Raw genomic sequence first — 12255 nt, forward strand, 5'->3', positions numbered from 1 at the left:
TTCAGCTGGTGTGCTGCCCGGCTGGTGTGCTACTCAGCTGGTGTGCTACTCAGCTGGTGTGCCGCCCGGCGGCTGCCCGCGGCCCGGAGCCGCCCGATGGCGTCCGCGGGATCCTGCGCACCGTAGACAGCGGACCCGGCCACGAAGACGTCCGCCCCGGCCTCGGCGGCCCGCAGGATGGTCTCCTCGGTGATGCCGCCGTCGACCTGCAGCGCCACGGCGAGGCCGGAGCCGTCGATCGCCGCGCGGGCCCGGCGGATTTTGGGCAGCGTGAGGTCCAGGAACTGCTGCCCGCCGAAGCCAGGCTCCACCGTCATGATCAGCAGCATGTCCAGTTCGCCGAGCATGTCCAGGAACGGCTCCACGGCGGTTCCCGGCCGGAGCGCCAGGCCCGCCTTGGCTCCGCGGGCCCGCAGTTCGCGTGCCAGCTTGACCGGCGCGATCGACGCCTCGGCGTGGAAGGTCACGGAGGCCACGCCGGCGTCGGCGTAGGCGGGGGCCCAGCGGTCCGCGTCCTCGATCATGAGGTGCGCGTCCAGCGGCACCGGGCTGATCTCCTGCAGGCGCCGGACGATGGGAAGCCCGAGCGTGAGGTTGGGCACGAAGTGGTTGTCCATGACGTCGACATGCACGGCATCGGCGGTGCTGATTCTGTGCAGTTCGGCTTCGAGGTTGGCGAAGTCGGCCGAAAGAATACTCGGATTGATGCAGCACTGGGCCATGAAATTCCTTTACATTCTGCTGGGGTGGTCGGCTGGTGTCTGGTTTCCGGCGGCTGGGGCCTGGGGTCCGGTGACCCGGCAGGCCCCGAAACTCAGGCTTTTTTGCGGATGAGCGCCAGGAACATGGCGTCCGTGCGGTGCACATGCGGCCAGAGCTGCGCGGTGAGCTCGTGCCCGGCCTCGAGGTGGCCGGTGAGGCTCACCCGGTCCAGGACTTCCCCGGCGTCGAGCAGCTCAAGGTCCTCGCGCTTGCGCAGCACATCGCTCACGACGGCGGTGGTCTCGGCCGGGTGCGGCGAACACGTCACGTAGGCGACCACACCGCCCGGCTTCACCGCTGCCAGGGCGGACTTGAGCAGTTCGCGCTGCAGCGGCCCCAAGTCTGCCAGGTCCTTGGGGGTGCGGCGCCAGCGGGATTCCGGCCGGCGGCGCAGGGCACCCAGTCCGGTGCAGGGGGCATCGACGAGGATGCGGTCAAAGCTTTCCGCCATCTCTGTTCCGACGTCGCGGCCGTCACCGGTCCGCACGTGCCAGACCTCGTGGGGCACCGCGGCGAGTGCCTGCCGGACGAGCTTCGCGCGGTGCGGCGCGGGTTCGTTGGCCAGGAGTGTCGCGCCCTGCTGCCGGGCGAGGGCACCGAGCAGCGCGGCTTTGCCGCCCGGTCCGGCACACAGGTCCAGCCAGCGTTCGCCCGCTGGGCTGCCGGCGTCGTGGTTGTCGGCTTGGCTTCCGGCGTCGTTGCCGCTGTTTCCGAGGTCGACGGCGGCCAGGGCCCGGGCCACGAGTTGCGAGCCGACGTCCTGGACCCGGGTGCTGCCGTCCCGCACGGAGGCGAGCCGTCCCAGGTCCCCGCCGCTGGAGAGCGCGGATCCTTCCACCAGTTCGCCGGGGGTGGCGCCGCCGTCGAGGGCCTCGTCCAGGCTTCCGAGCCCGGGCAGGGCCACGAGGTTGACCACCGGGGCGGCGTTGTCGGCCTCGAGGAGATCGTTGATTTCGGTGACCGGGCGGCCATGGGCCACGAGGGACTGCCGGAGCGCACGGACGATCCACTCCGGGTGGGCGTAGCGGATTGAGGCGATCCTGGTTTCGTCCGTCTCCTCGCGCACCAGCAGCTCCAGCCACTCCTCGAGGGTATGGGCGGAGACCTTGCGGAGCACGGCGTTGATGAGGGCCGAGGGTCCGGCGCCGATCACGGCGCGGGCGAGGCCCACGGTCTGGTCCAGCGCGGCATGCGCGGGGACCCGCATGGCCACGAGCTGGTGGACGCCGATCCGGAGCGCGTCCAGGACGGCCGGATCCAGCTGGTCCAGGGGCCGGTCCACGCAGCGGCCAAGGATCGCGTCGTAGGTGCCCTGGCCGCGGAGGGCGCCGTAACTGAGCTCCGTGGCGAATCCGGCGTCGCGCTTGTCCAGCCCGTGGTGCCGGATCCGGGCCGGCAGGACCAGGTTGGCGTAGGCGTCCTCTGAAGCGACGGCGCGCAGCACCTCGAAGGCCACGAGCCGGGCCGGGTCGGCCCGCCGGGTGCGCTGCGAGGGCGCGTTCTCGGTGAAGCCGCGCTGCGGGCCGCGGTTGCGTTCGCGGCCCTGCGCGTTCCGCCGGCTGCTGTCCCGGCCACCGCCGGACTGGGCGCCGCCGGACTGGCCGCCGCCGGACTGGGCGCCGGAGCCGGCGCCCGCCCCGCCGCGCTGGGGGCCGTTGCCCCGGCCGCTGCCGCCAGTCCCGGATTCGCTCATTCGAATACCACGCTTTCCAGTGTTGCCTGTCCGCGCGCCCAATCAGCGGCGGTCATCATTTTCTTGCCCGAAGGCTGGATCCGGGTGAGTTCAACCGGGTGCGAGCCCGTTCCCACCAGGACGGCCTTTCCGTCCGGAGCCAGGTGCCCCGGCGGGAGCGCCGGGGCACCTGGACGGAGCAGGACCGGTTCGAGTTTGATCCGTTGCCCGGCCAGGGTGGTCCACGCGCCGGGCTCGGGGGTGACGCCGCGTGCCCGCCGTCCGATCGCGAGGGCGGGCTGCCGCCAGTCGAGCCGGCCGTCCTCGAGGCCGAGCTTGGGGGCGAGGCTGACCTGGCCCTGCTGCGATACTGCTGCGGCCTTGCCGGCGTCGACGGCGGACAGGGTCTGGGTCAGCAGCACGGAACCGCTGCGGGACAGCCGTTCCAGGAGCGCGCCTGCGGTGTCATCCGGGTGCACTGCCTCGGTCAGCGTTCCGAAGACCGGGCCGGTGTCCAGACCCTCCTCCAGGCGGAAGGTGACGGCCCCGGTGACGTCGTCGCCGGCGATGACGGCCCGCTGCACAGGTGCGGCGCCGCGCCAGGCCGGCAGCAGCGAGAAGTGCAGATTAATCCAGCCGTGGCGGGGAATCTCCAGGGCTGCCCGCGGCACGAGGCCGCCGTAGGCGACGATCGCGGCGACGTCAGGGGCGGCCGCGGCGATCCTGGCGGTGGTGCCGGCGTCGACCTTGGCCGCACGGATGACGTCAATGCCCAGCTCGGCGGCGCGGGCGGCAACGGGCGACGGCGTCAGGACCCGCTTCCGCCCCAGCGGCGCGTCCGGGCGGGTGAGGACGGCGACGACGTCGAACCCCGCGGCGACGAGCGCGTCCAGGGACGGAACCGCAACGGCCGGGGTCCCCGCGAAGAGGACCCTCATGCGCCGGATCCGAAAGGACCCGCTCCGAAGCTGCCGCCGCCGAAACTGGAGCCGACCGTCCTGGCGCGCTTCGCCGTCGTCTGCTCCGTGATGGCGTCATAGTTTGTGTTCCGGATGGAGCGCAGGGCGGCCTTGCGGTCCTCGCCCTCGAGCCGGTCGGTGAACAGGATGCCGTCCAGATGGTCGGTTTCGTGCTGGAAGCAGCGGGCCAGCATGCCCTCGCCCTCGACCGTGACGGGGTTGCCGTGCAGGTCCACGCCGGTGACACGGGTGTGGCGGTGCCGCCGGACGGGGAAGCCGAGGCCGGGGATGGACAGGCAGCCTTCGGCCTGGTCCGGCTGGAAGTCCGGGCTGTTTTCCAGCACCGGGTTGATGATGTGACCCTCCACGCCGCCGATCCGGTACGTGAAGACGCGTTTGCTGACGCCGATCTGGGGTGCGGCCAGGCCGGCGCCCTCGACGTCCTCCATCGTTTCGGTCATGTCCGCTACGAGCTTTGCCAGTTCAGGCCCGAACTCCGTCACGGGATCGGCCACCGTGCGGAGCACAGGATCCCCGATGATGCGGATATTCAAAATGGCCATGTGCAATCTGTCCTCACGGTGGGCGGCTACGGGATCCAGTCCAGTTTAGTTGCAGCTGCCCGGTTCGGGTTCAGCGGTCCGGGATCAGCGGCCGCCCGGGATCACCGGCTGGCGGGGATCACCGGCCGGCGGGCGGCGCCAGCGGGAGCAGCGCGGTCCCGGCGGCGGCGGTGTTCGCGGACATTTCCCACACGCGGCGGAGCGCGCAGAACTTCCACCAGTGGTGCCTGAGGACGTCGGGGTTGGCCCGCAGCGGACGGACCTCCGTCTCGCCCACCGCGACGGCCAGCAGGATCGGGGATTCGCCGTGCTGCCAGGCCTCCCATTCCCCCGCCACCGGGTCCACGAGGCTTTCCTCGGCCTTCATGCCGGCCACGAGCTGCATGACCACCTTGTCATCGAGGGGCTTGACGGTGCCGTCGCGGCTGGTGCCCTTGGTCTTGTAGTCGATCAGGCAGGTCCGGCCGTTGATCTTCGCGACGAGGTCCAGGGTGCCCGCGTAGCCGACCGTCTTGTTCCAGACCGTGATCTCGGGGGCGATGGGTTCCACCTGGAACAGCTCCCACCACTCGTCGAAGCGGGCGGCGAAGGCTTCCTCGCCGTTGGCTGCCAGGGCCTCGCGGGTTTCCTTCATCAGGTGCGGCCGGCCGAGGGCACGCAGGGCCACCTGCTCGCAGTAGTTGTGGACGCGGTCCCCCCGCTGGGCGGCGCTGTCCCGGTATGTTTCCGCGGCCTTGGCGGCCCGGCTGACGGCCTGGCGCACCTTGGCCGGGCTGCCCAGGATGCCAGGCAGCGTGGGGTCCTGGGCAAGGCTGTTCGCCCCCATGTACCCGAACCAGCCGTCCAGGCCGTGGGGCTGCTGCCCGATCACCGTGGTGATGGAGGGGACGGTGTACTGCTCGGACGTGGAGCGTGCGTACATCCGGCCGTGGTCGGTGGCGTGGGCAAGAAGTGGGGCGGTCATGGAAAGACTCTTTCACAGGGGTCAGACAGTGAGGGGCGCAGTACCGGCAAATCAAAAAAAGTCCGCCCCGCTCGTTGAGCGGAACGGACCATTTCCTGGGTGGGCGATACTGGGTTCGAACCAGTGACCTCTTCGGTGTGAACGAAGCGCGCTACCACTGCGCCAATCGCCCCAATGCCATTGAATGCTAGCCCACCCTGGCGGATTTTAGAAATCGGGCCGTCACGCACCGGCGATGCTGGCGACGATGGCGCGGCGATACCGCAGGCGACGGCACCGGCGCGGCGCCTGCCGGGCGCCGGCTGGGTCCGCCCTGCATCCTTCGGCACCGGCCCAGCAGAGCACCTGCCCCACCTTGCCCGCGGCCACCGGACATATTCCCAAAGTGTCCAGTGCCGGGGCCCAGGACTGGACATGTCCCCCGGGCCTGCTCGTGGGCAGCTCGTGGGCACTGGACATGCCCGCCGGGCTGCGCTGATGCGCCGCACCGCACCCGGACTGCAACTAGCCGCAACAGGCCCTCGAATTACACTGCTGTAATTAGGAAATTCCCCTAGAAACCGGGGAAAGGGGGCCCTTCACCGGGGGCCGGGGCGGGCCGATTTGTGGATTGCCCGAACCTCCTATAGAGTTCTTACTCGTTGGAACGCGAGGAAATGCCGCACGCGGCAGGGAATCGCACTTCATCTGCGGACGTAGCTCAGCTGGTAGAGCACCACCTTGCCAAGGTGGATGTCGCGAGTTCGAATCTCGTCGTCCGCTCGCAGGAGACTGTCACGGCAACGGTTCTTCGGAATCCTGTCTACACGGTGGGTTGGCCGAGAGGCGAGGCAGCGGCCTGCAAAGCCGTATACACGGGTTCGAATCCCGTACCCACCTCGGTGAAAACCCTGGTTTCCGGTTCCGGCCGGATGCAAGGGGCGATTGGCGCAGCGGTAGCGCGCTTCCCTGACACGGAAGAGGTCACTGGTTCGATCCCAGTATCGCCCACCAAAGCAAGGCAACTTGCTTGATGCAGCACCACCGGCCCAGCCGGCATGGACTAAAAATGCGGACGTAGCTCAGCTGGTAGAGCACCACCTTGCCAAGGTGGATGTCGCGAGTTCGAATCTCGTCGTCCGCTCTCTTGTTTTTAGCGAGTTTCACCAGTTCCACTCCGGTCCTTCCGGATGCGGGCGATTGGCGCAGCGGTAGCGCGCTTCCCTGACACGGAAGAGGTCACTGGTTCGATCCCAGTATCGCCCACCACAGTAAGCAGCTCCCCGGAGCTGCTTTTCTCTTTCCCTTTACCCTGTGGGCGGACATCCTTGGCGCCCCCACCTGCGCCGGTTACGATCGAAAGGCAAGGAGCGATCTGGCTCCGCGACTGAAGGGAGGTGCCCGTGGGTTTACTTGACGATCTAAAGGGCAAGGCTCAGCAAGTAATTGGTGGCAACGAACAAGCCATCAAGGACGGCATCGGCAAGGCCGGTGATTTCATCGACTCAAAGACCGGCGGAAAGTACGCCGACAAGATCGATTCCGTTCAGCAGGGTGCTTCCGACTTCGTGGACAAGGCGAACGGCGGGCCGGACACGGCACCCGTCGCCGAGGAGACTCCCGTCGACGGTGAGCCCCCTGTGGCCGGGGAACCCCGGCAGCAGGGCCTCTGACCCAGGTACGTCAGCGAGGTGCCGGTCCCGCCGGGAGGCGGCGCCGGCACCTCTGGCGTTTAATCGGCGCTTAAACAAACAACGCGGGGTCACTTACGGCCCATCCGGTGCATCAGGATGGGCCGTAAGTGACCCCGCGTTGCTTTAAGGGCCTACGACGGTTCGTGGTTCTGGCCCTCGCGGGCCAGCGCGGTCAGGCGGGAGACAGCCCGGAAGTACTTCTTCATGTACCCGCCGGTCATCATTTCCTCGGTGAAGAGCCGGTCGAACGGCACGCCGCTGGCAAGAATCGGGACATCCTTGTCGTAGAGCCGGTCCGCCAGCACCACGAAGCGCAGGGCGACAGCCTGCTCGGTGATGGTTTCCACGTTCTTCCAGACCACACCCTCGATGCCGTCCAGGAGCTGGCGGTAGCGGCTCGGGTGGACGCCGGCCAGGTGGTTGATGAGGGTGCCGAAGTCATCGCGCGCCACCGTCTTGCCGTCAAACTCCGCATGCATGTGGTGCGTCAGCTCATCGTTGCGCAGCGGCAGCGGGGCCGCCGGGAGGCCGCGGTGGCGGAAGTCCTCGCCGTCGATCCGGACGACGTCGAACTGGTCCGCCAGGACCTGGATCTCGCGGGCGAAGTCGACGGCGGCAAAGCGGCCGTCGCCGAGGGAACCCGGCAGGGTGTTGGAGGTTGCGGCGAGCTTGACGCCGGCGTCGGCGAGTTCGCGCATGAGCCGGGACATCAGCACCGTGTCACCCGGATCGTCGAGTTCGAATTCATCGATGCAGACGAGCTTGTAGCCGCTGAGGGCGTCCACCGTCTTGCGGAAGGACAGCGCCCCGACCAGGTTCGTGTATTCGACGAAGGTGCCGAAGGCCTTGGGACCAGGGGTGGCGTGCCACAGCGAGGCGAGCAGGTGGGTCTTGCCGACGCCGAAGCCGCCGTCGAGGTAGATTCCGGCGCGCGAGGTGTCCTTCTTCGCGAAGAGCCGCTTCAGGAAGCCGTCGCCGTCCCGCGCCCCCACGCCGGCCGCGAATCCTTCCAGCGCCCGGACCGCGCCGGCCTGGCTGGGCTGTGACGGATCGGGGCGGTAGCTGGAAAACGAGACCCCGCCGAACCTTGCCGAGGGAAAGAATCCGTTGAGGAGTTCATCCACTGAAACTGCCGGCGTTCTGGCGGCGAGCTGTTCGATCTGTACCAAGGTGGTCCGTTCTGCTGGTCTTTTGTCCCCAGAAAGGATACCGGGAATACGGGTGCCGCCGGTGGGCCCGGCGAAACGCTGTGACCAAGGCCACATTTCCCAGTGTTAACCGGGCGGGGGCATTCCCGAGGGGGCGTGGCTAGTGTTGTAGCAGGCCCGGCGCCGCATTCGATCCTCCCCTGGCCCGGCCCCCTGACCGCTTCAGTGAAAGGCCATCCCATGCCCTACCCCGTTGAGCAGAACGAAAAATTTGCCGCCTACGCCCACCCGGAGCGGCTCGTGTCCACCGAATGGCTCGCCGCGGAGATCGAAGCCGGCGCGCTCGACGGCGGCAGTCTCGTGGTGGTGGAATCCGACGAGGATGTGCTGCTGTACGAGACCGGCCACATCCCCGGCGCGGTGAAGGTGGACTGGCACACTGAGCTGAACGACGAGGTCACCCGCGACTTCGTGGAAGGCGGGGCCTTCGCCGCCCTGGCCGCGGCCAAGGGCATCTCCCGGGACAGCACCGTGGTCATCTACGGCGACAAGTCCAACTGGTGGGCCGCGTACGCCCTGTGGGTCTTCACGCTCTTCGGCCACGAGGACGTCCGGCTGCTGGACGGCGGCCGGGACAAGTGGATCGCCGAAGGCCGCGCCCTCACCACGGAAACCGCGGCGCCGGCCCCCGGCACCTACCCGGTCGTGGAGCGCAATGACGCCCCGGTCCGCGCGTTCAAGGACGATGTCCTCGCCCACTTCGGCAAGCCGCTGATCGATGTGCGCTCCCCCGAGGAGTACACCGGGCAGCGCACCCACATGCCGGCCTACCCGGAGGAAGGCGCCATGCGCGGCGGCCACATCCCCACGGCCGCCTCGATCCCCTGGGCCCGCGCCGCTGCCGGCGACGGCACCTACCGGAACCGCGGGGAACTAGAGGCACTGTACCTGGGTGAGGCGGGGCTCAAGGAAGGCGACGACGTCGTGGCGTACTGCCGCATCGGCGAGCGTTCCAGCCACACCTGGTTTGCGCTCAAGTACCTCCTGGGCTTCGACACGGTCCGCAACTACGACGGCTCCTGGACCGAATGGGGCAACGCCGTCCGCGTCCCCATCGTCAAGGGCGCCGAACGCGGCGCGGTCCCGGCAGCCAGGTAGGCCCCGGGCGTATGCTGGGAGTGATGAATACTCCTGCCCTCCCCGCCGCGCTGGCGGACATTGTCGATGACTTCCAGGCCCTGACGGAACCCGAACGGCTGCAGCTGCTGCTGGAGTTTTCGCGCGAGCTTCCGGACCTCCCGGACCGGCTCAAGGACCACCCCGAGCTGATGGAGCAGGTGGTCGAATGCCAGACACCGCTGTTCCTCACCATCGAGACGGAACCGGGCGACGGCGGTGCACCGGACAGCGTGCACCTCTTCTTCAAGGCGCCGCCGGAAGCCCCGACCACCCGCGGCTTCGCCGGCGTGCTGCGCGAAGGACTCGACGGCCTCAGCGCGCAGGAGATCCTGGCCGTGCCGGACGACATGCCCGATCTCCTGGGCCTCACCCGCGCCATCACTCCGCTGCGCATGCGCGGTATGACGGCCATGCTGGGCCGGATCAAGCGCAAGGTCGCCTTGGCCACTCGGCAGTCCTGACCGCCGCCGTCGCGACCATCAGCTGCTGTGGCCCGTAAACTTCCGTCGCAGGGAACCCCAGCCACCGCGGCTCTCGCGGCGGCCGGGGTTCCTTTCGTGGCCCACCCCTACAGCCACGATCCGGCGGCGGCCAGCTACGGCCTCGAAGCCGCGGAAATGCTCGGCATCGACCCCGCCAGGGTGTTCAAGACCCTGATGGTCGACGTCGACGGGCGGCTTGCCGTCGGCGTCGTGCCGGTGAGCGGAAACCTGGACTTGAAGGCGATGGCCGCGGCGCTGGGCGGCAGGAAGGCCGCCATGGCCGAACCGGCCGCAGCACAGCGCAGGACCGGCTACGTGCTCGGCGGCATCTCCCCGCTCGGGCAGCGGCAGTCCTCCCCCACCGTCGTGGATGAGAGCGCGCTGGCGCTGGATACCATCCTCGTCTCGGGCGGCCGCCGCGGGCTGGACATCGAACTGGACCCGGAAGAACTCATCCGGCTCACGGGCGCCCGCACCGCACGGATCGGTACGGGACGGCACTAGGCCTTCGTACCAGCCGGATCAACGAATCAGGAGCCGCCCCGGCTCGCCTCGACCTTGACGGCCGAAACCTCGAACTCCAGCGTGATTTTGTCCGAGACAAGCACGCCCCCGGAATCAAGGGCGGTGTTCCACTTGACGCCGAACTGCTGGCGGTCAATGCGGCGGGATCCCTCGAACCCCGCACGCAGCGCTCCGGCCGGGTCCCGCTCGACCCCGAGGAACTCGATCGGCAGGCTGATTTCCTGGGTGACTCCGCGGATGGTCAGATTGCCGATGACGATGAAATTCGATTCTTCGATCTGGTCGATCCGCGAACTGACGAACGTGATATCGGGATAGCTCGGTGCATCAAAGAAGTCGTTGGTGCGAAGGTGTTCGTCGCGCTGGGCACTCCGGGTATCGATGCTGGCGACCTTAATGGTCACCCGCACGGATGAATTGGCGGGATTCTCGACGTCGGCATTGATTATCCCCGCAACGTCGTTAAATGCGCCGCGGACCTTCGTGACCATTGCGTGCCGGGTGGAGAACCCGATCCGCGTATGGCCGGGATCGATTCGCCATTCTCCGGAAAGGTCCGGTGATAATTCCGGCATGCAGACAGCCTCCTGTGTAGAGGGTGCCACGCACTGCCGCTGGGTAAACAGATGCTTGGCTACCTGACCCGACAACCACTTAGCACCGCTGCAAGGGTTGCCATTCCGGCACAATCCTAGCGCCATTGCGCCCACATTGGGGGCTCCAGCCGGGCTCTTTTCTCCCCCGCATGCCGGGCCGGGAATGCCTCTAGACCTCCGCTAGACCGGATGCGGGGGTTCCGGATCCGGCGCTCCTTCGGGCCCGGGACCGGCCTGGCCCGGATTCGCGCGGGGCGCCAGCTGCTGGCCCAGCCAGGCGGTGACCAGGCGTTCCCAGCCATCCGGATCGACGTTCCATTCCTTGGTGTGCCGCGCCCGGCTGAAGGGTTCGAACGTGACCATCTCGGGGTTCTTCTCGGCGAGGGCCGCGGACGGCCCGTAGGGAACGTATTCGTCATCCACGCTGTGCAGGATCAGCGTCGGCGTCCTCAGTTCCACGGCCCGCGACACCCAGTCCATTGCCTTCAGGTCCACCGGCGCGGCCAGGCCTGTCAGCCGGCGGCCCAGGCGGTGGCTTAGCATCAGCTGCCCGTACCGGCTCACGGAGGACGGGATCCGGTTCAGCTCCGCGTGGTGCGCCAGCACATTGACCCAGTTGATCACCGGGGCATCCAGCACCATTGCCCGGATCAGGTGGCGGTAGCGGGAGAGGTCGGCGGTCTGGAGGCAGATCGCGCCGCCCATCGACCAGCCGAACAGCACCACGTCGCGCGCCCCCTGGCCGCGGGCGAAGCCGATGGCGGCCTCGACGTCGCGCCATTCGGTGGAGCCCAGGCCGTAGCGTCCGTCCGGCGCCGACGGAGCCAGGCCATCGTTCCGGTACGAGATCAGCAGGCTGGACAGGCCCAGTTCCCGCGCCGTGCGCAGGGCCCGGAGGCCTTCCTGCCGGCTGCCCCCGCGGCCGTGCACCATGATCGCCCATGTGTCCGGCGCCATGCTGTCCGGCGCCGTCGTGTCGGGCGCCGGCGTGTCCGACGCTGGCGTGTCCGGCACCGTGGTGTCCGGCGCCGGCGCGGCCCGCACCAGCCAGGCGGGGGCGGTCCCGCCGTCGACCTCTATCAGGACCTCCTCCGCCGGAAGGCCGAGGCTGGCGGGATCGGGGTACGCCGCCCCGCTCCACCAGCCGCGCCGCGCCGCCGCAAGGTCGCCACTGTAGACGGCCTCGACGTCCCGCAGGACGGTGCGTTCGGCCGGCGAGTAGGACAGGATCCTGCCGATCCGGGCATGGCCCCGGCCGCCGTCGAAAAAGAAGCCATAGACGCCCTCGACCGTGTTCTCGGGGGTTGCGGCGAGGATAATATGCAGCCCGCGCCCTTCGCGGATCACCGCCAGGACTTCCTGGTCCGCCTCGCGGACGCGTTCGGGGGTGATGACGCGGCGGGCGAAATACAGGGCCAGCGCCGACGACCCTGCGGCGAGCAGGCCGGCCGCGGCGCTTCCGCCGATGATGCCGCCCACGGCCCATTTGGCGCCGCCGGAAAGCCCCGCCCCGTTAACCGGCCCCGCCGCCTCCATCCCGGAGCGCACCGCGGCCCTTCCGGAGCGCACTGCGGCCGGAGCGGCCGTACCGTGGGCGGTCGGGGTCCGGTGCGGGTCCGGCAGAAGGCGCAGGGAGGATGCCATGGCACCATTCTTGCCGAACTCACGGCAGATGATGGCATCCGGGGGCGTCACCCGTGTCAGCACGGCAATCCCGCCCAAACCGCTGCCG

At 68.8% G+C, this 12255-nt stretch carries 12 protein-coding genes and 6 tRNA genes; 9 read left to right on the top strand and 9 right to left on the bottom strand.

Features of this window, described 5'->3' with window-relative positions; translation table 11 throughout:
- Positions 1-29 precede the first annotated feature (29 nt).
- The 6 genes from rpe to ACQCSZ_RS10970 form a co-directional block, all read right to left on the bottom strand.
- Positions 30-722, bottom strand: coding sequence for a ribulose-phosphate 3-epimerase (gene rpe, locus ACQCSZ_RS10945; RefSeq protein ID WP_427008009.1), 693 nt, complete (start codon positions 720-722; stop codon positions 30-32).
- 92 nt (positions 723-814) lie between these two features.
- Entirely contained in the window at positions 815-2455 is a 1641-nt protein-coding gene (locus ACQCSZ_RS10950; RefSeq protein WP_427008010.1) for an RsmB/NOP family class I SAM-dependent RNA methyltransferase, read from the bottom strand.
- Entirely contained in the window at positions 2452-3372 is a 921-nt protein-coding gene (fmt, locus tag ACQCSZ_RS10955; protein ID WP_427008011.1) for a methionyl-tRNA formyltransferase, read from the bottom strand. The genes ACQCSZ_RS10950 and fmt overlap by 4 nt, the downstream gene beginning before the upstream one ends.
- Positions 3369-3956, bottom strand: a complete 588-nt coding sequence (gene def, locus ACQCSZ_RS10960; RefSeq protein ID WP_427008012.1) for a peptide deformylase — start codon at positions 3954-3956, stop codon at positions 3369-3371. Before def ends, fmt begins: the two co-directional genes overlap by 4 nt.
- Before the next feature lie 118 nt (positions 3957-4074).
- Positions 4075-4920, bottom strand: a complete 846-nt coding sequence (locus ACQCSZ_RS10965) for a cytochrome (protein WP_427008013.1) — start codon at positions 4918-4920, stop codon at positions 4075-4077.
- 100 nt (positions 4921-5020) lie between these two features.
- Positions 5021-5092, bottom strand: a tRNA-Val gene (locus tag ACQCSZ_RS10970).
- Positions 5093-5609: 517 nt separating this feature from the next.
- Here ACQCSZ_RS10970 and ACQCSZ_RS10975 point away from each other — a divergent pair.
- From ACQCSZ_RS10975 to ACQCSZ_RS11000, 6 genes are all read left to right on the top strand, one after another.
- A tRNA-Gly gene (locus ACQCSZ_RS10975) sits at positions 5610-5682 on the top strand.
- Between the two features lie 46 nt (positions 5683-5728).
- Positions 5729-5799, top strand: a tRNA-Cys gene (locus ACQCSZ_RS10980).
- Positions 5800-5838: 39 nt separating this feature from the next.
- Positions 5839-5913: transfer RNA gene (locus ACQCSZ_RS10985), tRNA-Val, on the top strand.
- 57 nt (positions 5914-5970) lie between these two features.
- Positions 5971-6043, top strand: a tRNA-Gly gene (locus ACQCSZ_RS10990).
- Between the two features lie 50 nt (positions 6044-6093).
- A tRNA-Val gene (locus ACQCSZ_RS10995) sits at positions 6094-6168 on the top strand.
- Between the two features lie 134 nt (positions 6169-6302).
- Positions 6303-6572 carry an antitoxin gene (locus ACQCSZ_RS11000; protein WP_427008014.1) on the top strand — a complete coding sequence of 90 codons (270 nt, stop codon included), beginning with the start codon at positions 6303-6305 and terminating at the stop codon, positions 6570-6572.
- Positions 6573-6724: 152 nt separating this feature from the next.
- Here the strand turns inward: ACQCSZ_RS11000 and zapE are convergent, their stop codons facing one another.
- The gene (gene zapE / locus ACQCSZ_RS11005; protein ID WP_427008015.1) at positions 6725-7762 is read right to left on the bottom strand and encodes a cell division protein ZapE; all 1038 of its coding nucleotides are present in this window, start codon (positions 7760-7762) and stop codon (positions 6725-6727) included.
- Positions 7763-7981: 219 nt separating this feature from the next.
- On the opposite strand from zapE, the gene ACQCSZ_RS11010 reads away from it, so the two are divergent.
- Genes ACQCSZ_RS11010 through ybaK form a run of 3 tightly spaced genes read left to right on the top strand, consistent with a single transcriptional unit; the run spans position 7982 to position 9906 of the window.
- Complete coding sequence (locus ACQCSZ_RS11010) at positions 7982-8899, top strand: sulfurtransferase (protein ID WP_427008016.1); 918 nt, start codon at positions 7982-7984, stop codon at positions 8897-8899.
- A 23-nt stretch (positions 8900-8922) separates the two neighbouring features.
- Positions 8923-9381 (top strand): SufE family protein, encoded by a 459-nt coding sequence (locus ACQCSZ_RS11015; RefSeq protein ID WP_427008017.1) that lies wholly within the window; start codon positions 8923-8925, stop codon positions 9379-9381.
- 27 nt (positions 9382-9408) lie between these two features.
- Positions 9409-9906, top strand: coding sequence for a Cys-tRNA(Pro) deacylase (gene ybaK, locus ACQCSZ_RS11020; protein ID WP_427008018.1), 498 nt, complete (start codon positions 9409-9411; stop codon positions 9904-9906).
- 26 nt (positions 9907-9932) lie between these two features.
- Here ybaK and ACQCSZ_RS11025 read toward each other — a convergent pair whose 3' ends face one another.
- Positions 9933-10502, bottom strand: a complete 570-nt coding sequence (locus tag ACQCSZ_RS11025; RefSeq protein WP_427008019.1) for a YceI family protein — start codon at positions 10500-10502, stop codon at positions 9933-9935.
- Positions 10503-10703: 201 nt separating this feature from the next.
- The gene (locus ACQCSZ_RS11030; RefSeq protein ID WP_427008314.1) at positions 10704-12059 is read right to left on the bottom strand and encodes an alpha/beta hydrolase family protein; all 1356 of its coding nucleotides are present in this window, start codon (positions 12057-12059) and stop codon (positions 10704-10706) included.
- Between the last annotated feature and the right edge of the window lie 196 nt (positions 12060-12255).

Origin of the sequence: Pseudarthrobacter sp. H2 (assembly GCF_050157045.1) — a bacterium.
GTDB lineage: Bacteria > Actinomycetota > Actinomycetes > Actinomycetales > Micrococcaceae > Arthrobacter.

Excerpts from the sequence above, each read along its gene's own strand:
- rpe (WP_427008009.1), bottom strand. The coding sequence starts at position 722 with ATGGCCCAGTGCTGCATCAATCCGAGTATTCTTTCGGCCGACTTCGCC.
- ACQCSZ_RS10950 (WP_427008010.1), bottom strand. The coding sequence starts at position 2,455 with ATGAGCGAATCCGGGACTGGCGGCAGCGGCCGGGGCAACGGCCCCCAG.
- fmt (WP_427008011.1), bottom strand. The coding sequence starts at position 3,372 with ATGAGGGTCCTCTTCGCGGGGACCCCGGCCGTTGCGGTTCCGTCCCTG.
- def (WP_427008012.1), bottom strand. The coding sequence starts at position 3,956 with ATGGCCATTTTGAATATCCGCATCATCGGGGATCCTGTGCTCCGCACG.
- ACQCSZ_RS10965 (WP_427008013.1), bottom strand. The coding sequence starts at position 4,920 with ATGACCGCCCCACTTCTTGCCCACGCCACCGACCACGGCCGGATGTAC.
- ACQCSZ_RS11010 (WP_427008016.1), top strand. The coding sequence starts at position 7,982 with ATGCCCTACCCCGTTGAGCAGAACGAAAAATTTGCCGCCTACGCCCAC.
- ACQCSZ_RS11015 (WP_427008017.1), top strand. The coding sequence starts at position 8,923 with ATGAATACTCCTGCCCTCCCCGCCGCGCTGGCGGACATTGTCGATGAC.
- ACQCSZ_RS11025 (WP_427008019.1), bottom strand. The coding sequence starts at position 10,502 with ATGCCGGAATTATCACCGGACCTTTCCGGAGAATGGCGAATCGATCCC.
- ACQCSZ_RS11030 (WP_427008314.1), bottom strand. The coding sequence starts at position 12,059 with ATGGAGGCGGCGGGGCCGGTTAACGGGGCGGGGCTTTCCGGCGGCGCC.